This window comes from Frondihabitans australicus (assembly GCF_003634555.1).
Classification (GTDB): domain Bacteria; phylum Actinomycetota; class Actinomycetes; order Actinomycetales; family Microbacteriaceae; genus Frondihabitans; species Frondihabitans australicus.
Map to the genome: position 1 here is coordinate 1,192,371 of NZ_RBKS01000001.1, position 18,324 is coordinate 1,210,694.

Consider the following 18,324-nt stretch of genomic DNA (forward strand, 5'->3'; position numbering starts at 1 on the left):
ACGCACATGCCTCTGAAAGCCAGCCCCGCCGACCAGGCGCTCCTCCTCGACCTCCAGCAGCTCGACACCTCGCTGCAGCAGCTCGCGCACCGAGCTCGCCGGCTGCCCGAGAACGCCGCCCTCGAGGCGATCGAGAAGCAGACCGCCGAGCTGCGTGCCCGCCTCACCGCCGAGGAGGGCACCGCCGAGGACGCCCAGCGCGAGCTGTCTCGCATCGAGTCCGATGTCGCCATGGTCGAGGCGCGCGAGAAGCGCGACCGCGACCGGCTCCAGGCCACGTCGTCGCAGAAGGACATCCAGGCCCTCGAGCAGGAGCTCGCGTCGCTCGCGAACCGCCGGAGCGACCTCGAGGACGCCGAGCTCGAGGTCATGGAGCGCGTGGAGCAGCACACCGCGGTCGTGGCGGCAACGCGCGCCGAGCTCGACGAGATGCAGGCGACTCGAGAGAACACGCTCGCGGTCCGCGACGACGCGCTCGGCGGCATCGACTCCGAGAGGAAGCAGGCGACGGCGAACCGCGAGACGATCGCGGCCAAGGTGCCCGCCGAGCTCCTGGCCCTCTACGAGCGCCAGCGCGAGCGCTACGGCGTCGGCGCCTCGCACCTGCGAGCCCGTGTCTCCAGCGCCTCGGGCGTCGAGCTCACCGGCAGCGACCTCGCCGCCGTCCGTGCCGCCGCTCCCGACGACGTCCTGCTCTGCCCCGACAGCCAGGCCGTGCTGGTCCGCACCGACGAGTCGGGCCTCTAGCCCACTCGGCGCCCCGCGGCCGACCCCCTAGACTGGCTTCCGCGAATGGGTCGGCAAGACGGTCGCGTCGCGTCGGGTCCGCCCGACGCGCCGAGGAACGTCCGGGCTCCACAGAGCAGGGCGGTGGGTAACACCCACCCGGGGCAACCCGCGAGACAGTGCAACAGAAAGCAGACCGCCGGCCCTCCTCGGAGGGCCGGTAAGGGTGAAACGGCGGTGTAAGAGACCACCAGCGGCCCGGGTGACCGGCCGGCTAGGTAAACCTCGCCCGGAGCAAGGTCAGACAGGGAACGTCGAGGCGGCTCGCCGAGTTCCCGGGTAGACCGCTAGAGCGGTGCGGCAACGTACCGCCGAGATAGATGGCCGTCCATGCCGTGCTCGCACGGCAAGACAGAACCCGGCGTAGCAGCCGGCCCATTCGCCCCCCTAGTGAGCAACGGCCGCGCCGCGCGCCTGCACGATGGCCCAGCCGACCAAGGCCGCCGCGGCCACGGTGAGCACGGTGCCCGCGAGCGTGACGGCGTCTCCGAACTGCGCGTGCTGAGCGACCGACCAGTGAGCGGTGGCGATGCTCCCGGCGAACACCGCGGCCAGGATCGTGCCCGTCACCGCGATGCCCGTGGCGCTCGTCACCTCGGATGCCGTGTCGACGAGAGCGGCGCCGATCGAGGTGCGGTTCTCGGGGAGTCCCTTCAGCACGTTCGTGCCCGCGACGACGCCGTTGACGCGCATGCCCGCGGCCATGAGGACGAGCGCGAGGGCCACGAACACGTAGCCCCGCTGGCCCAGGATCGTGAACACGGCAAGCCCGAGCACCACGACCGCCGAGCTCGACCACGCCGCACGACCGAGCCCGACCCGGGCCACGAAGCGGTTCGTCAGCGGCCCGCCGAGCACGAGGACGATCACCTGCGGCAGCATGCCGAGCGACGCGAAGCCGGGCGTCCAGCCCCAGTCGAGCTGCAGCTGCAGCGTGACGAGGTAGCCGAGACCCGCGGTCGCGAGGCCCGTGGCCGCCTTGTAGGCGAGGCCCGAGGAGACGAGGGGGAGCGCCACGAGCTTCAGGTCGAGCAGCGGGTGCGCGGCACGGCGCTGTCGGATGACGAACAGGCCACCCGCGACGGCGGCGGCCCCGGCTGCGACCCAGGGCTCCCAGGATCCTGCGCCTAGATCGACGAAGAGGGTGGGACTCACCAGGGCGAGCACGATCGTGGCCGTGCCGAGCATCGCCCCCACGAGATCGACCGGCACACGGTGGAGCTCGGAGGCGTCGTCGCGCGCGATGCCGCCCCGCACGCCGATGAAGGCGAGGGCGGCGATCGGCACGTTGACGAGCAGGAGCACCTGCCACGGCGCGACCGCCAGGACGAAGCCGCCCACCGTCGGGCCGATGGCGAGGCCCACGAGACCGACGGTGGAGATGAGCGTGATGGCGCGGACGCGGAGGTCGTCGCCGGTGAAGAGCCGGAAGGCGAGGGCCATCGAGCCCGGGGTCGTCATCGCGGCGGCCACGCCCATCGCGACTCGGACGCCGATGAGCTCCGCGGGCGTCTGCACGAACGCCGTCGCGAGGCTGGAGAGACCGAGCAGCACGAGTCCGACGAGCATCACCCGGCGACGGCCGAGACGGTCGGCCAGGGCGCCGAGGGCGAGCATCAGCCCGCCGAAGACGACGGAGTAGGCGCCGGTGACCCACTGGAGCGCGGTCGTGGAGGCGTGCAGGTCGCGGCCGATCGTCGGAAGGGCGACGGTGAGGATCGAGTTGTCGAGCATCTCGAAGAGGAAGACGGCGGCGAGGCCGGCGAGGGCGACCCACGAGTCGCGCAGCCGCGCGGGAGCCACCGCAGGCGGAAGAATGGTGGGGGTCTGGTTCGTGGACATGCGACTAGATTAATTGACTAAATGTAGTTGCACAAGAGAGTGCTGCCGAAAGCGAGCCGGAATGCCCAGAACGAGCGAGCGCGGCGGGCCCCGGACCCGCGCGCGGATCCTCGAGGTCGCCAACCGCCTGTTCATGGAGAACGGCTACGACGCGGTCACGGTCGCGCAGGTGGCCCGCGAGGCCGGCGTGTCGAGCGTCACCGTGTTCAACCACTTCCCGCGCAAGGAAGACCTCTTCCTCGACCGCGCGGGCGACGTGCTCGACCTCCTCCACCGGGCCGTGGCCGATCGTGAGCCTGGTTCGGCGGTCGTCGACTCGCTCGAAGCGGCGGCGCTCGCGCTCATCGACGACGGGAACGCCCTCACCGGCTACCAGGAGCGGTCACTCGGCTTCCTGAGGACGGTGGCGGCTTCCGCCGCACTCCAGGCCCGAGCCCGAGCCATCCGCGGCGAGCTCGAGGTCGCGCTCCGCGACGAGCTCGTGGCCGACCCGGCATTCGACGGCGACGCCCGTCTCGTGGCCGCCCTGGTGGTGGCGGGGTACGCGACGCTCTTCGTCGAGAACGCGTCGCGCCTCCTCGACGGAGAGCCGTCGTCGGATGTGGCGGCCGACCACCGGCTCCGGCTCTCGCGGCTCTTCGACGCACTCCGTCACGGACTCGCCGACGGGGCATGACGACTAAGCTCGAGAACATGCCCCGCGACTCCCACGGTCATCTGACCCCGGGCCGGATCTCGCCGCAGCGACCGGTCCCCGCGTCGATCGCCCGTCCCGAGTACGTGGGCAAGGCGGCACCCACGCCGTACTCGCAGGGCGACGTGTACGACGAGGCCGAGATCGCCCTCATCGCCGAGTCGGGCCGCATCGCCGCCGACGCCATCAGCGCGGTCGGCGAGGCCATCCGCCCGGGCGTCACCACCGACGAGCTCGACCGCATCGGCCACGAGTACCTCGTCGAGCACGGCGCCTACCCGTCGACGCTCGGCTACCGCGGGTTCCCGAAGTCGACCTGCACCTCGGTCAACGAGGTCATCTGCCACGGCATCCCCGACGACACCGTGCTCGTCGACGGCGACATCGTCAACGTCGACATCACCGCCTACAAGAACGGCATGCACGGCGACACCAACCGCACCTTCGTGGTGGGCGAGGCCTCGCAGGAGGCACGCGACCTCGTCGAGCGCACCCGACTCGCCCTCGAGCGCGGCATCAAGGCCGTCGCCCCGGGTCGACAGGTCAACGTCATCGGCCGCGCGATCGAGATGTACGCGAACCGATTCGGCTACGGAGTCGTCCGCGACTACACCGGGCACGGCGTGGGGCGCGTCTTCCACTCCGGGCTGATCATCCCGCACTACGACGCCCCGCAGTACGACGACGTCATGGAGGTCGGCATGGTCTTCACGATCGAGCCGATGCTCACCCTCGGCGGCACCGAGTCCGACGTCTGGGCCGACGACTGGACCGTCACGACACGCGACCGGTCGCTCACGGCCCAGTTCGAGCACACCCTCGTCGTGACCGAGCGCGGCGCGCAGGTCCTCACGAGCTACTAGACCCCTCAACCCCCTTCGAGAGAGAGCATCACCATGGCAACGCACGCAGTCGGCATCGACATCGGCGGGACCGGAATCAAGGGCGCCGTCGTCGACGTCGAGTCGGGCGAGCTCATCACCGAGCGCGTCAAGCAGCCGACGCCGAAGGGCGGCGAGCCCGAGGCCATCGCCGAGGTCACGAAGCAGGTCGTCGAAGAGCTGGGGGAGCAGGCGAAGGGCCTGCCCGTCGGCATCGACTTCCCCGCCGCGATCATGGACGGCAAGACCCTGTCGGCCGCGAACGTGTCGAAGAAGTGGATCGGCTTCGAGGCCGAGAAGCTGTTCGAGAAGACGCTCGGCACGTCGATCCACTTTGTCAACGACGCCGACGCCGCCGGTTACGCCGAGGCACGCTACGGCGCGGCCAAGGGCGTGCACGGGCTGGTCATCATGACCACGCTCGGCACCGGCATCGGCACCGCGCTCATCAACGACGGGGTGCTGATCGTCAACGCCGAGCTCGGTCACCTCGAGATCGACGGCAAGGACTACGAGTCGAAGGCGTCGTTCGCCGCCAAGGAGCGCGACGAGCTCTCCTGGAAGCACTGGGCGAAGCGCCTGCAGAAGTACTACTCGCACCTCGAGGCGCTGCTCTACCCGCGGCTGATCATCGTCGGCGGCGGCGTCTCGAAGCAGTACGAGGAGTTCCTGCCGCTCCTCGACCTCCGCGCCGAGATCGTGCCCGCGAAGCTCCGCAACAACGCCGGCATCCTCGGTGCCGCGGCCCTGGCTTCGGAGTCCCACCCCGACTTCTAGCCCCGGCCGACATCTGGTATACTGAATATTCTTAGTCAGTTGCCGGGTTCCGGCTTGGTCGAGAGGTCGTGCCGTGAGCCGATTCGTCGTCATCGTCGCCGTGGCGGTCCTGACGCTCGCCTCACTCGTGGGTTCTGCGACAACCGCCGTGGCGGCATCGAGCGAGAAGGCCTCCACGGGTCTCGTCCAGGGCGCGTTCATCGGCAAGTACGTCTACACGGGCGTGCCGACCACGTGGTTCTCCTACGGCCCCAATCCGACCGCCACGGCCATGGCCATCCTGGCGAGCTCGCAGAGCGGTCCGCCGACTCGGCCTGTCGCCGAGTTCACGTTTCCCGCTCCGGGTACGAGCGGCCCCATCAGACCGGTGTCTCGGCCCGATCTCTGCCTGACGTCGTCGTACGATACAGGGTCGACAGCGGGCAAGCTGACCCCATGCGGCACCGCCACCGGCAACGCGCACCAGACCTTCCAGATCATGCCGACGGGCTACATCCGCGTCGAGGGCACGGGCTCCATGGTGCTCGACTACATGCTCAACTTCGTCTCCACCGGCGGGCCGAACCAGAACGCCGTCACGATCGACTCGTCGAAGCTAACGCCGGTCCCGTCGCCACCCGCTGCACTGACCGCCCAGGTCATGTCGATCGACGGCGAGTCGATGGCCGCGATGGTCGGCGGCACCGGCGAGCCGGGCGCAACCATCACGATCACCGGCCCCGGCGATCCGATCACCACGACGGTGGCCGACGACGGGTCGTGGTCGGCGAACGTGCCCGGCCTGACCGACGGCGAGAACGACCTCATGGCCACGCAGACGATGGGCGACGACACCCAGACGGCACCCCTCACGGTGATGATCGCGCCCGTCCCCGTCGTCCATCCGGCAGTCGCGACGACGGCGCTCCTCTCGCTCGCCGCTCTCACGCTCGCAGTCGTCGTCCGCCGGCGTCGCGTGACGTGACGGCCCCGCGCCGAGTCAGGTGCACGGCGGTCGGGGCTGCCATCGCGCGACTAGGGTCGAAGCATGGCTGACGACGACGACCAGTTCTGGTTCAACACGAAGACCCACCAGGTCGAGCAGGGCAAGCTCTCGCCCGCCGTCGACCGCGCCGGTCCCTACGCCACGCGCCAGGAGGCCGAGCACGCGCTCGAGCAGATCAAGGCGAACAGCGAGAAGTGGGCGGCCGAGGAAGCCGCCAACGACTGACCGCACCGGCCGACAGCACCGACCCCGGCAGGGGCCTCGTCGAAGGGGGAACGACGACATGCACACGCACGAAAAGCACCGGCACACCCTGGGCGCAGGAGCAGCCGCACTGCTCCTCGCCACCACTCTCGCCGGCTGCACCGCCGGCGCCACCACAGCCCAGCCCACGACCACCGTCACAGTGACGCAGACGCCCAGCCCGTCGGCGACGCTCGATGTGCAGTCGGCCCTGGAGTCGGCTCCTGTGCCCGCGCTCTGCCAGCACCCCGCCGGCACTCTGCAGGGCGGAACACTGCCCGGCCAGGCCGAGTCGACGGGCTACGTGAAGCTGTCGTCGATCGCCGACACGGGTGAGGGGCCGTACTTCGCCGAGGGCTCGATCACGGGCGTCGACGGCGAGGCCGTGGCCGCGTCGATCACGTGCAACGCGGGGGGAGTCCCGTGGCCCGACGTCATCGTGCTGTACGCCGTCGACGATGGCTCGTTGAAGCTCGAGGGCAGCTACTCGCTCGGAACGCCGACGAAGGCCGAGTCGGCGGTCACTCAGAGCGTCTCGGTGACCGGAGGCTCAGCCGTCGTCTCGTGGACGGGGCCGGGCGCGAACCAGCCGGCCGCAGACGGGAGCCTCCTGCAGAAGGCGAGCTTCACCGTCGCCGACGGCAGGGTCGTGATGTCGGGCTACACCTCGTCGACGAGCTAGAGCCCGGACGGCCGAGCTGTGCCCGTCTGCTACAGGCCTGACGGCCTGTAGGTGATCGGCAGGCGCCGATCCCGCCCGAACGCCATCCCCGAGATCTTCGGCCCGATCGCGCCCTGGCGCCGCTTCCACTCCGAGCGGTCGACGAGCCGCGTCACCTCGGCTACGACGGCCGCGTCGTAGCCGAGGGCCACGACGTCGGCGGCCCCGAGGGCTCGCGTGATGTACGCGTCGAGGATCCCGTCGAGCACGTCGTACGGCGGCAGCGTGTCCTGGTCGACCTGACCGGGCCGCAGTTCGGCCGAGGGCGGCTTCGTGATCGAGTTCGACGGGATCGGCTCGACGAGCCCCTGTGCGAGAGCGAACGCGTTGCGCCAGCGAGCGAGCTCCCACACCATCGTCTTCGGAACGTCCTTGATCGGCGCGAACCCACCGACCGAGTCTCCGTAGATCGTCGAGTACCCGACGGAGAGCTCGGTCTTGTTGCCTGTGGTGAGCACCAGGTGCCCGTCGAGGTTCGACAGCCCCATGAGAATCAGCGCTCGCGCCCTGGCCTGCACGTTCTCGGCCGCCAGGCCGGTGAGCTTCAGCTGCGACTCGAACGGCGCCACGAGGTCGGCGATCGGCTCGACCGAGTAGTTCACGCCGATCCGCTCGGCGACGTCGTCGGCGTCCGACCGCGAATGGTCGGACGACCACTGCGATGGCATCGACACGCCGTAGACGCGCGAGGCGCCGAGCGCGTCGGCCGCGATCGCCGCGCACACGGCCGAGTCGATCCCGCCCGAGAGCCCGAGGATCACCGACCGGAAACCGTTCTTGCCCACGTAGTCGCGCAGCCCCGTGACGAGCCCGTTCCACAGCTGCTCGAGGTCGTCGGGCAGCTCGGCGATGTCGGCGGCAGGAGCAGGCGACCGCGCATCGTCACCCGAGTACGCCGGCCCCGCGACGTCCACCCGGCGAATCCCTGCCGGAAGCGTGCGATTCGCGCTCGCGTCCGCCTCGACCTCCGCGACGAGGAGATGCTCCTCCCACTGCGGTGCCCGGGCCAGGATCGCGCCCGACCCGTCCACGACGACGCTGTCGCCGTCGAAGAGCAGGTCGTCCTGACCGCCCACGATGTTGACGTAGGCGACGAGCGTGTCGTTCTCCGTGGCCCTGCGAGTGACGAGGGGCAGCCGCACTTCGTCCTTGTCGGCGATCCATGGGCTGGCGTTGATGACGAGCAGGAGCCCGGCACCGGCGTCCATCACGCGCCCCACCGGCCCGCCGTCGCGCCAGAGGTCCTCGCAGATGATGAGCGCGACGTCGACGCCGCGGATCCGGACGACCAGCAGCTCGTCGCCGGGGATGAACACGCGGTACTCGTCGAAGACCGAGTAGTTGGGCAGGTGGTACTTCGCCGTGGTGGTGACGATGCGGCCGTCGAGCAGCACGCTGGCGCAGTTCTTGGCGATCGCGGTGGGCGCGTTCGAGGTGTCGAGCAACCTCGGCTCGAACGGCCCGTCGGGGTGGCCCACGACGACGGGCAGGTCGCCCAGACCCTCTGCCGCGAGAGTCTCGGCGAGCTCCTGCACCGCCTGCTTCGACGCCGACAGGAACGACGGCCGCGACGCGAGGTCCTCGATCGGATAGCCGGTGATGCTCATCTCGCCGGTCGCGACGAGGTCGGCACCGGCGGCTCTCGCACGGCGCGCGGCCTCGACGATCTGCCTCGAGTTGCCCTCGAGATCGCCGACGGTGGGATTGGTCTGCGCGAGCGCCAAGCGGAGTCGGGGCATAGCCACTAGCCTACTGAGTGACCCCTCCGGCAGGGCGTCGAGCACAGCGAAAGGGCCTGAATGGACAAGCAGACGGACTTCGTTCTCCGCACCATCGAAGAGCGGGGCATCAAGTTCATCCGACTGTGGTTCACCGACGTGATCGGCACGCTCAAATCGGTGGCCATCGCGCCCGCCGAGGTCGAGGGGGCCTTCGCCGAGGGCGTCGGCATCGACGGATCGGCGATCGAGGGCCTCACCCGGTCGTTCGAGGCGGACGTGCTGGTGCACCCCGACCCGACCACGTTTCAGATCCTGCCCTGGCGCTCGACCGACGACCCGACCGCGCGCATGTTCTGCGACATCGCGACGCCCGACGGCGTGCCCGGCGTCTCCGACCCGCGCAACGTGCTCAAGCGCACTCTCGCCCGCGCAGGCGATCGCGGCTTCACGTTCTACACGCACCCCGAGGTCGAGTTCTACCTGCTGAAGTCGTCGAAGATCGGCAAGGACGGCCAGCCCGAGCCCGTCGACCAGGCCGGCTACTTCGACAACGTGCCCGGCGGCACGGCCCACGACTTCCGCCGCCGCTCGGTGCGCATGCTCGAAGACCTGGGCATCTCGGTCGAGTTCAGCCACCACGAGGCGGGCCCCGGCCAGAACGAGATCGATCTCCGCTACGCCGACGCGCTGACGATGGCCGACAACATCATGACCTTCCGGACCGTCGTCAAAGAGGTCGCGATCGAGCAGGGCGTCTACGCCACCTTCATGCCGAAGCCGCTGCAGGGTCACCCGGGCTCGGGCATGCACACGCACCTGTCGCTCTTCGAGGGCGACTCGAACGCCTTCTTCGAGGCCGGAGCCGAGTACCAGCTCTCGAAGATCGGCCGCCAGTTCATCGCGGGTCTGCTCCGCCACGCTCCCGAGATCACCGCCGTGACGAACCAGTTCGTCAACAGCTACAAGCGCCTCTGGGGCGGCGACGAGGCGCCCAGCTTCGTCACCTGGGGCCACAACAACCGGTCGGCGCTCGTCCGCGTGCCGCTCTACAAGCCCAACAAGGGCCAGTCGAGCCGCGTCGAGTATCGCGCGATCGACTCCGCGGCGAACCCGTACCTCGCCTTCTCGCTGCTCCTCGCGGCCGGCCTCAAGGGCATCGAGGAGGGCTATGAGCTCCCGGCCGAGGCCGAGGACAACGTGTGGAGCCTCTCCGACGCCGAGCGCCGCGCCCTGGGCTACAACCAGCTGCCGGCGAGCCTCGACCACGCGCTGTCCCTCATGGAGGAGAGCGAGCTGGTCGCCGAGACGCTGGGCGAGCACGTCTTCAACTACGTGCTGAAGAACAAGCGGCAGGAATGGAAGGAGTACCGCGCGCAGGTCACTCCGTTCGAGCTCCGGTCGAACCTCGAGATGCTCTAGCCGGTCGAACCTCCCGATCCTGCCCTCCGCCTGCACCCCATGCCACGATCCGCGACGGCGCTGACCGATCTGGCCCGCTACGGCTTCGCCGACCTGCGGGCCAGTCGTGACCTCCTGGACGAGCTGACGGAACTGCAGCCGCTCGTTCCCGAGTTCCTCGAGGCGATGTCGAAGAGCGCCGACCCCGATCAGGCCCTCGTGCGCCTCGGCCGGCTGATCGAACGCGTCCCCGACGAGGTCGACGACCTGCTGCGGTCGTCGTCGCTGCCCAGCCCGACCGTGAGCGACGAGCGGCCGGGCGACCGCCTCATGCTCGTGCTCGGCGCCTCGGAGGGTCTCAGCGCCTTCCTGCTGCGTCGACCCGAGACCCTCGACGTGCTGCGGCGGAAGGTCTGGACAGTTCCGCACCAGGACGACTACGAGCGCGATCTCCGCCTCGCCACCGGCGACCTCACCGGCGACCCGGCGCGCACGGCCCTGCGTGTCGCCTACCGGCGCGCGCTCGTCTCCCTGGCGGCCTTCGACCTCTCGCTCTACGACCCCGTGGCCGGCCTCGACGTCGTGGCCGCCGCCCTGGCCGACCTCGCCGGCGCCGCTCTCGAGATCGCGCTCGCGGTCGCGCGGCGCGAGGTGACGTTCGCGGCCGACGAGGTCGCCGCCACCCGTCTCGCCATCATCGCCATGGGCAAGACCGGTGCCCGCGAGCTCAACTACATCAGCGACGTCGACGTGATCTTCGTCGCCGACGCGGGCGAGGGCCTCGCCTCCGACCGGGCCGTCGAGATCGCGACGCGGCTGGCGATGCACGCCACGCGGACGCTCTCCGACCTGGCTCCGGAGGAACCCCTGTGGGAGGTCGACGCCAACCTCCGCCCCGAGGGGAAGAACGGCGCCCTCGTGCGCACTCTAGCCAGCCACCTCGCCTACTACGAGCGCTGGGCCAAGCCGTGGGAGTTCCAGGCGCTCCTCAAGGCACGCCCGATCGCCGGCGACCGGGCTCTCGGCCAGGCCTATGTCGAGGCCCTCGCCCCGATGGTGTGGTCGGTCGCGTCGACCGAGAACTTCGTCGAGAGCGTCCAGAGGATGCGCGAGCGGGTCACCGCGCACATCCCCGCCGAGCAGGTCGACCGGCAGATCAAGCTCGGCCCGGGCGGCCTGCGCGACATCGAGTTCACGATCCAGCTGCTGCAGCTCGTCCACGGGCAGGGCGACGACCTCATCCGGCAGCGCTCGACGCTCGGGGCTCTCGGGGCCCTCGTCACCGAGGGCTACGTGGGTCGCGCCGAGGCGGCGGAGTTCGATCGCGACTATCGCGAGCTCCGGCTGCTCGAGCACCGCATCCAGCTGTCGCGGATGCGCCGCACCCACCTCATGCCGACCGACGCCGACGAGCTGCGGGTCATCGCCCGGGCGACCGGCCTCGCCACGAGCGCCGACGGGCTCCTCGAGCACTGGCACGCGATCAAGCGGCGGGTGCGGAGCCTGCACGAGCGCCTGTTCTATCGGCCGCTGCTCACCGCCGTGGCTCGGCGCCCCGAGCAGGAGCTCGCGCTCACCACCGACTCGGCCGTCGCCCGCCTGCAGGCCATCGGCTTCCGCGACCCCCGAGGCGCCCTCGGCCACATCAAGGCGATGAGCGAGGGGGTGTCGCGACGCGCGAGCATCCAGCGGCACCTGCTGCCCGCCATGCTGCAGTGGTTCGCCGACGGCACCGACCCCGACCTCGGGCTCCTCGCGTTCCGGCGCCTCAGCGACGGGCTGGGTGAGTCGTACTGGTTCCTCAGGATGTTGCGCGACTCCTCCGGCGCGGCACACCGTCTGACGACCGTGCTGTCGTCGTCCCGCTTCGTGGCGGACCTCCTCGAGCGCATCCCCGAGGCGGCGTCGTGGCTAGAGTCCGACGACGACCTGCGTCCTCGCCCCTACGACACCCTGCTCGACGAAGCCCTGGCGACCGTGGCGCGCCACGACGAGGCGGGGGCGGCGGCGCAGGTGCTCCGGACGTCGAGGCGGCGCGAGATCCTGCGCATCGCCCTGGGTGGGATCGTCGGCGTCACCTCCATCGACGAGATCGGCACCGGCCTGGCCGCCGTCATGTCGGCGACGCTGGCCGGCGCGCTGGCGCTCGCCCGGCGCGAGCACCCGGCCCCCGGGTCGTTCGAGTTCGCGATCATCGCCCTTGGCCGGTACGGGGGAGAGGAGCTCGGCTTCGGGTCCGACGCCGACGTGCTCTTCGTCTACCGCACGGGTCCCGACGACGAGGGCGCGCAGGCCAGGGCTGCGCAGATCGTGGCTGACCTGCACCGCTTCACCGACGACCCGCTGACCCCGCTCGACCTCGACGCCGACTTGAGGCCCGAGGGGAAGAACGGTCCCGTCGTCCGGTCGCTCGAGGCCTACGCCGCCTACTACCGGCGCTGGGCCCTCACCTGGGAGGCCCAGGCGCTGCTGCGCGCTCGGGGTGCGGTCGGCGATGCCGCGCTGCTCGCCGACTTCGAGAGCCTCGCCGACACCGTCCGCTACCCGGCGTCGCTCTCCGAGCAGGACGCCCGCGAGGTGAAGCGGATCAAGGCCCGGGTCGAGTCCGAGCGCCTGCCGAAGGGCGCCGACCCGACGCGGCACCTCAAGCTCGGGCGCGGCTCGCTGAGCGACGTCGAGTGGTTCGTGCAGCTCCTGCAGCTGCAGCACGCCGCGACCGTGCCAGGGCTCCGCACCCCGTCGACGCTTCGGGCGCTGGCCGCCGCGGTCGAGGCCGGCCTCGTCACCGCCGACGACGCCTCGAAGCTGCGCGACGCCTGGATCATCGCCTCTCGGGCGCGGTCCGCGGTCATGCTCTGGACCTCCCGCACGAGCGACGTCCTGCCCGCCGACCGGCGGCAGCTCGAGGCCGTCGCCCGGTTGATGGAGTACCCGCCGCAGTCCGCGACCGAGCTGGAGGAGGACTACCTCGCCACGACCCGTCGCGCCCGACACGTCTTCGAGGCCGGCTTCTACGGCGTCGAGAAGGCGCCGGACCCCTCCGTCTGACTTTCGCGACACGCCCAAGAACGCCTTCGTTCGGTCGACGGCGGAAAGAAAGTCAGATGTCCCCCGATTTGGTTGGGTGTACCCCGGCCTTTGTGACGTAGCCGTTACGGGCTCATGACGCGCGAAAGATGAGGGTATTACAGCGACGATGGCGTGTCGGCCGATCTCGGTCGTGCGTTTCTCCGGCCTGGCACGACGCTTGATCGGTATCTGACCAGGATATTTCCCGGTCTTGAGAAAATCTCGACGACACCTGGCGTCCTGAATTCCAGGAGCCCCGCCCGCGTCGGGCTCGGACGGCGCTGTGCGGTCGGCATTTCGCACGACACCATTCAGGGGACTCCGCTGTACCCCGTACCCCCGATTCGGGGGCCGGGCGTCGGACCTCGTTGTGAGGTCCACGGGGATCGACTACAAATTCAGGTACCCGAACGCCCGATTCCCCAATGATGCGGAAGCCGTCCTCTAACCCTCCGCGAGGCGACATCGTGTTAACGTTCATCCTTCAAATCAGGCACGTCATCAACGGACACCCTCAGGTGTACCTGTTCAGCGTGTACTCGATCATGATCTGGGTCCTCTGGATCATCAAGGTCGTGATCTCCCGCAACTACCGCCCCTTCACGGGCACGTTCACGGGCACCACCAGCGTGGTCGTCCCGGTCGTCGACGAGCCGGAGGACCTCTTCCGCGACGTCATCGGCCGCATGGTCGAGCAGGGGCCCGACGAGATCATCGTCGTGATCAACGGCAAGCCGAACCCGGCGCTGCAGGCCATCTGCGAGGAGTTCGCGCCGCTGGTGACGTGGACCCACACGCCGATCCCGGGCAAGCGCAACGCCGTCATGATCGGCACCGAGCTCTCCACGGGCGACATCACGGTGCTGGTCGACTCCGACACGGTCTGGACCCCGGGCACGCTCTCCGAGCTGGTCAAGCCGTTCGCCGAGGCCAACGTGGGCGGCGTGACGACGCGCCAGCGCATCCTGCAGCCCGAGCGCTCGTGGATCACCCGCTGGGCCGACTGGCTCGAGAACAGCCGGGCGCTCTACTCGATGCCGGCCCAGAGCGTCCTCGGTCAGATCGGCTGCCTCCCTGGCCGCACCATCGCGTTCCGCCGGGACATCCTGGTCCGGGTGATGGACAAGTTCATGACCGAGAAGTTCATGGGCACGTTCCTCGAGGTCTCCGACGACCGGACCCTGACGAACCTCACGCTCAAAGAGGGCTACCGCACCGTCTACCAGTACACGAGCCTCGTCTACACGGACGCCCCGCTGCGGATCAAGAAGCTGTTCAAGCAGCAGCTCCGCTGGGCGCGCGGCAGCCAGTACAACACCCTGCGCATGATGCCGTGGATGCTCGCCCACGCGCCGATGCTCGCCTTCTTCTTCGCGATGGACATCGTCCTGCCGTTCGTGCTGCTCGGCGTGGTCGGCGGCTGGATCTACGACGCCGTCACCCACCGCGGCGTGAACCTCTACACCGGCATCCTCACCGAGTACGGCTTCAAGTCGGGCGTGATCGCGATCGTCGCCCTCATGGTGGCGTCGTCGGTGCTGAGCATGGCGATCCGCCAGATGCGGCACCTCTCCGAGAAGCCGGGCGACTTCATCCGCCTGCCCGTCTTCATCATCGTGTCGACGTTCTTCCTCATGCCGATCCGCATCCTCGGCTTCTTCCGCATGGGCCACAACGCCGGCTGGGGCACCCGCGCCGGTGCCTACACCGGCGGCACCGTCACCGAAGAGGTCGAAGGCGTGGTGCAGGAGCGCGAGGAGGCCCTGCAGACCCCGATCGACGCCCTCGAGGCCCAGTTCGACCGCGGCACGTCGACGTACGACGGGTCGGAGGGCGAACCCTCGATCGACACCCTGTTCGACTTCGGCACTCCGGAGAACCCGACGGAGGGCACTGTCCTCGTGAAGAGCCGGCGGCAGTCGCGGACGGCTCTCGCCGCTCCTGCGCCCGCCCTCACCAAGCGCGGACGCAAGCCCCTCAACCCCAAAGCAGCGTGGCCGTACCTCATCGGCGCCACGATCCTCGTCCTGGAGGCGATCTTCATTGTCTGAGAACACCGTCTCACCCCGTTACGGCGAGACCATGATCACCCCGCTGAAGACCGGGGGAGCCTTCTGGTCCACCGGCACCCGGAACCGGCGACGCACGGCTCTCGGAGCCACGGCGATCGTCGTGCTCCTGGCCCTGATCTCGTGGCTCGTCTGGATCTCTCCCAGCGACAGCCCGGTCCGCAAGATCGTCGGCGACGTCGTTCAGCCCATCTCGACCGCGCAGCAGCTGCGCAACGAGAAGGCGAACCTCATGAGCGAGCTGGTCTCGTCGAAGTCGACCGTCTCGAACCAGTCGGCCGAGCTCGCCGCGCAGCGCAAGCAGCTCGAGGCCGCGCTCGGCAAGGCCGAGGCCCTCGAGAAGCAGCTGTCGGCGGCGAAGGCCGGCCAGTCGAAGGCTCAGGGGCAGGTCGCCTCGTACAAGGCTCAGCTCGCGGCCCTCGCGGGCGGCGGCGCGTCGACGGGTGCGTCGTCGGTCGCAGGATCGGGCACCACCTCGGCGGGAACGACCACGGCCGGCTCCGGCACCACGACCGCCCCCACCGGACCGACCGGCGTCACGACGCCGACCCTCGCGTCCATCAAGAACCCAACGTCGCGCTATTTCGGCCTTTACACCTCGCAGTCGCCGTTCAGCTTCTCCGAGTTCAACCAGGACGCCGCCGACATCGGCGAACAGCCGAACGTGGCCGGGTACTTCCAGGGCTGGGACAAGGACTTCCGCGCCGACGCCGTGCAGGCGGCCTGGGCGAAGGGCGACCTGCCCTTCATCACCTGGGAGTCGCAGTCGTCGACGGCCAGCAACAACGACATCGACCAGCCGACCTACTCGCTGCCGAACATCATCAACGGCAACTTCGACGCGTACCTCAAGAAGTACGCGGACGCGATCGTCGCCAACGGGCAGCCGCTCGCGATCCGCCTCGACCAGGAGATGAACGCCACCTGGTACCCCTGGAGCGAGGACAACGGTCACGGCACCGACCTCAACGGCAACAGCCAGGGCGACTACGTGAAGATGTGGCAGCACGTCTGGAACGTCTTCCAGTCGCAGGGCGCCAACAACTACGTCGCGTGGGTCTGGTCGCCGAACCGCATCGACCAGCTCACGGCCTCGCACAAGACCTTCTCGTATCTGCAGTCGCTGTACCCGGGCGACCAGTACGTCGACTTCGTCGGGATGTCGGGCTACGAGCGGCCCGCGACCACCGGCAACACGCAGGACACCACCTTCGCCAACACGTTCTCGCAGACGCTCACGCAGCTGCGGAAGCTCACGTCGAAGAAGATCCTGCTGTCGGAGATCGGCGCGGCCGAGGTCGGCCCCTCGGGCGGCAGCGTCAAACCGGGGTGGATCACGAGCCTGTTCGACGCCCTCGCGGATCCCGCGAACTCGGACATCGTCGGCTTCTCCTGGTTCAGCCTCACCGTGACCACCTCGTCGAACGGCCAGACCGTCACCAACGACTGGCGCATCAACTCGACGAGCGCATCCCTGCAGGCCTTCGCCGCCGGCATCCAACGGACCGACACGAACTACCAGCTCCGAAAAGCCGCGGCGCAGTAGCGCCACCCCACCTCCTCGTCCCTCCTTCCTCACATCCGGGAGAACACCATGACCACCGCCAAGAAGACGCCCGCCTCGACGCCGCAGGCTTCCATCACGCCGCAGGACGAAACGCCCGAGGGCACGAAGGGCCTCAAGCCCGTCATCAGCGTGATCGGCACCGGCTACCTCGGTGCGACGCACGCCGCCGCCATGGCCGAGATGGGCTTCGATACCATCGGCGTCGACATCGACCCGTCGAAGATCGAGGCGCTCGAAGCCGGCCGCGTGCCGTTCTTCGAGCCCGGCCTTCCCGAGCTGATCGTCAAGCACGTCGGCACCGGCCGACTGCGCTTCACGAGCGATCTCGCCGACGCCGTCGCGACGGCCGACGTGCACTTCATCTGCGTCGGCACGCCGCAGCGGCGGGGGAGCCACGCGGCGAACCTCTCGTACGTCGAAGCGGCGACCAAGGCCGTCGCCGAGTCGCTCAGCCACGACGGCATCATCGTCGGCAAGTCGACCGTGCCCGTCGGCACGGCGGCCCGCCTGCGGAAGCTCGTCGCCGACTCGAAGCCCGAGGGCATCGAGACGCAGGTCGTCTGGAACCCGGAGTTCCTCCGCGAGGCGCACGCCGTCGACGACACCCTGCGGCCCGACCGCATCGTGTTCGGCGGGACGGACGCGAAGAGCGAGGCCGTGCTGCGCGAGATCTACGCCGCCCCGATCGCGACCGGGACGCCCGTGATCTCCTGCGACCTCGCCACCGCCGAGCTCGTCAAGGTGTCGGCCAACGCGTTCCTCGCCACGAAGATCTCGTTCATCAACGCGATCTCGGAGCTGTGCGAGGTCGCAGGAGCAGACGTCCGTGTGCTCGCGGACGCCCTGGGGTATGACGACCGCATCGGCCGGAAGTTCCTGAACGCCGGCCTCGGCTTCGGCGGCGGCTGCCTCCCGAAGGACATCCGCGCCCTCATGTCGCGCGCCAACGAGCTCGGAGCCTCGCGCGTCGTCGGCCTCATGCAGGAGGTCGACGAGATCAACATGCAGCAGCGTCAGCGGGTCATCGACCAGGCCATCGACGCGTGCGGGGGATCCGTGCTCAACCGGAAGCTCGCGATCCTGGGCGCCGCGTTCAAGCCCGACACCGACGACGTGCGCGACTCGCCGGCCCTCAATGTCGCCGCCGCCCTGCACCTGCGCGGCGCGCAGGTTCTGGTGGTCGACCCCGAGGCGTCGCAGACGGCGCAGCGGAGCTTCCCGACTCTCTCATTCGCCGACAGCCTCGACGAGGCCGTGACGGACGCCGATGTGGTCCTGCTGCTCACGGAGTGGCCCGTCTTCGTGAACGCGGACCCCACGCACCTCGCCGAGCTCGCCGCGAACCCGGTCGTCCTCGACGCCCGCAACGCGCTGGACTCCGAGGTGTGGTCGAGCGCCGGCTGGGAGGTGCGTCCGCTCGGCGGCCGCACCGTCGCCCGGCAGCGCCGAGTGCTGGAGGGCGCTGCTCTTCCCGCCTAGCGGAGCGCACCCGGTCGGCGTGCAGGGCCGACCGGACCACCGGCTGGAGGGTCGTACCCGCGGAGGGGTGCGGCCCTCCTCTCTGTCTGCCT

Annotated in this window: 14 protein-coding genes and 1 other RNA gene; 13 read left to right on the forward strand and 2 right to left on the reverse strand. The window is 69.6% G+C overall.

The annotated features are described in order from the left end of the window. Positions 1-6 precede the first annotated feature (6 nt). Both C8E83_RS05475 and rnpB read left to right on the forward strand, forming a co-directional pair. A complete protein-coding gene (locus C8E83_RS05475) occupies positions 7-747 on the forward strand; it encodes a zinc ribbon domain-containing protein (protein ID WP_245981436.1) in 741 nt (246 codons plus the stop codon). Between the two features lie 46 nt (positions 748-793). Next, an RNA gene (gene rnpB / locus C8E83_RS05480) (RNase P RNA component class A) lies at positions 794-1,168 on the forward strand. Positions 1,169-1,173: 5 nt separating this feature from the next. On the opposite strand, the gene C8E83_RS05485 is transcribed toward rnpB, so the two are convergent. Then, the gene (locus C8E83_RS05485; RefSeq protein WP_121368795.1) at positions 1,174-2,628 is read right to left on the reverse strand and encodes an MFS transporter; all 1,455 of its coding nucleotides are present in this window, start codon (positions 2,626-2,628) and stop codon (positions 1,174-1,176) included. 61 nt (positions 2,629-2,689) lie between these two features. Between C8E83_RS05485 and C8E83_RS05490 the strand changes: the two genes are divergently transcribed. From C8E83_RS05490 to C8E83_RS05515, 6 genes are all read left to right on the forward strand, one after another. After that, on the forward strand, positions 2,690-3,304 hold the full coding sequence (locus C8E83_RS05490) for a TetR/AcrR family transcriptional regulator (protein WP_121368796.1): 615 nt from the start codon (positions 2,690-2,692) through the stop codon (positions 3,302-3,304). A gap of 17 nt (positions 3,305-3,321) precedes the next feature. Continuing rightward, on the forward strand, positions 3,322-4,185 hold the full coding sequence (map, locus tag C8E83_RS05495) for a type I methionyl aminopeptidase (RefSeq protein ID WP_121371758.1): 864 nt from the start codon (positions 3,322-3,324) through the stop codon (positions 4,183-4,185). A gap of 33 nt (positions 4,186-4,218) precedes the next feature. Beyond that, positions 4,219-4,980: a polyphosphate--glucose phosphotransferase gene (gene ppgK / locus C8E83_RS05500; protein ID WP_121368797.1), complete on the forward strand. Its 762-nt coding sequence runs from the start codon at positions 4,219-4,221 to the stop codon at positions 4,978-4,980. Between the two features lie 73 nt (positions 4,981-5,053). Then, positions 5,054-5,944, forward strand: coding sequence for an RICIN domain-containing protein (locus C8E83_RS05505; RefSeq protein WP_121368798.1), 891 nt, complete (start codon positions 5,054-5,056; stop codon positions 5,942-5,944). Positions 5,945-6,007: 63 nt separating this feature from the next. After that, entirely contained in the window at positions 6,008-6,190 is a 183-nt protein-coding gene (locus C8E83_RS05510) for an SPOR domain-containing protein (protein WP_121368799.1), read from the forward strand. 58 nt (positions 6,191-6,248) lie between these two features. After that, the gene (locus C8E83_RS05515; RefSeq protein WP_121368800.1) at positions 6,249-6,890 is read left to right on the forward strand and encodes a hypothetical protein; all 642 of its coding nucleotides are present in this window, start codon (positions 6,249-6,251) and stop codon (positions 6,888-6,890) included. 29 nt (positions 6,891-6,919) lie between these two features. On the opposite strand, the gene C8E83_RS05520 is transcribed toward C8E83_RS05515, so the two are convergent. Then, positions 6,920-8,668 carry an NAD+ synthase gene (locus C8E83_RS05520; RefSeq protein WP_121368801.1) on the reverse strand — a complete coding sequence of 583 codons (1,749 nt, stop codon included), beginning with the start codon at positions 8,666-8,668 and terminating at the stop codon, positions 6,920-6,922. Between the two features lie 60 nt (positions 8,669-8,728). On the opposite strand from C8E83_RS05520, the gene C8E83_RS05525 reads away from it, so the two are divergent. From C8E83_RS05525 to C8E83_RS05545, 5 genes are all read left to right on the forward strand, one after another. Next, positions 8,729-10,069 (forward strand): glutamine synthetase family protein, encoded by a 1,341-nt coding sequence (locus tag C8E83_RS05525; protein ID WP_121368802.1) that lies wholly within the window; start codon positions 8,729-8,731, stop codon positions 10,067-10,069. Positions 10,070-10,108: 39 nt separating this feature from the next. Beyond that, the gene (locus C8E83_RS05530) at positions 10,109-13,096 is read left to right on the forward strand and encodes a bifunctional [glutamine synthetase] adenylyltransferase/[glutamine synthetase]-adenylyl-L-tyrosine phosphorylase (protein ID WP_121368803.1); all 2,988 of its coding nucleotides are present in this window, start codon (positions 10,109-10,111) and stop codon (positions 13,094-13,096) included. Positions 13,097-13,584: 488 nt separating this feature from the next. Next, entirely contained in the window at positions 13,585-15,168 is a 1,584-nt protein-coding gene (locus tag C8E83_RS05535) for a glycosyltransferase (protein ID WP_121371759.1), read from the forward strand. Next, the gene (locus C8E83_RS05540) at positions 15,161-16,732 is read left to right on the forward strand and encodes a glycosyl hydrolase (RefSeq protein WP_211331668.1); all 1,572 of its coding nucleotides are present in this window, start codon (positions 15,161-15,163) and stop codon (positions 16,730-16,732) included. Before C8E83_RS05535 ends, C8E83_RS05540 begins: the two co-directional genes overlap by 8 nt. 192 nt (positions 16,733-16,924) lie before the next feature. Then, positions 16,925-18,232, forward strand: coding sequence for a UDP-glucose dehydrogenase family protein (locus C8E83_RS05545; protein WP_245981890.1), 1,308 nt, complete (start codon positions 16,925-16,927; stop codon positions 18,230-18,232). The last annotated feature ends 92 nt before the right edge of the window (positions 18,233-18,324 follow it).

Coding starts and splice junctions, on each gene's coding strand:
- C8E83_RS05475 (WP_245981436.1), top strand. CDS start 7: ATGCCTCTGAAAGCCAGCCCCGCCGACCAGGCGCTCCTCCTCGACCTC.
- C8E83_RS05485 (WP_121368795.1), bottom strand. CDS start 2,628: ATGTCCACGAACCAGACCCCCACCATTCTTCCGCCTGCGGTGGCTCCC.
- C8E83_RS05490 (WP_121368796.1), top strand. CDS start 2,690: ATGCCCAGAACGAGCGAGCGCGGCGGGCCCCGGACCCGCGCGCGGATC.
- map (WP_121371758.1), top strand. CDS start 3,322: ATGCCCCGCGACTCCCACGGTCATCTGACCCCGGGCCGGATCTCGCCG.
- ppgK (WP_121368797.1), top strand. CDS start 4,219: ATGGCAACGCACGCAGTCGGCATCGACATCGGCGGGACCGGAATCAAG.
- C8E83_RS05510 (WP_121368799.1), top strand. CDS start 6,008: ATGGCTGACGACGACGACCAGTTCTGGTTCAACACGAAGACCCACCAG.
- C8E83_RS05515 (WP_121368800.1), top strand. CDS start 6,249: ATGCACACGCACGAAAAGCACCGGCACACCCTGGGCGCAGGAGCAGCC.
- C8E83_RS05520 (WP_121368801.1), bottom strand. CDS start 8,668: ATGCCCCGACTCCGCTTGGCGCTCGCGCAGACCAATCCCACCGTCGGC.
- C8E83_RS05525 (WP_121368802.1), top strand. CDS start 8,729: ATGGACAAGCAGACGGACTTCGTTCTCCGCACCATCGAAGAGCGGGGC.
- C8E83_RS05530 (WP_121368803.1), top strand. CDS start 10,109: ATGCCACGATCCGCGACGGCGCTGACCGATCTGGCCCGCTACGGCTTC.
- C8E83_RS05545 (WP_245981890.1), top strand. CDS start 16,925: ATGGCCGAGATGGGCTTCGATACCATCGGCGTCGACATCGACCCGTCG.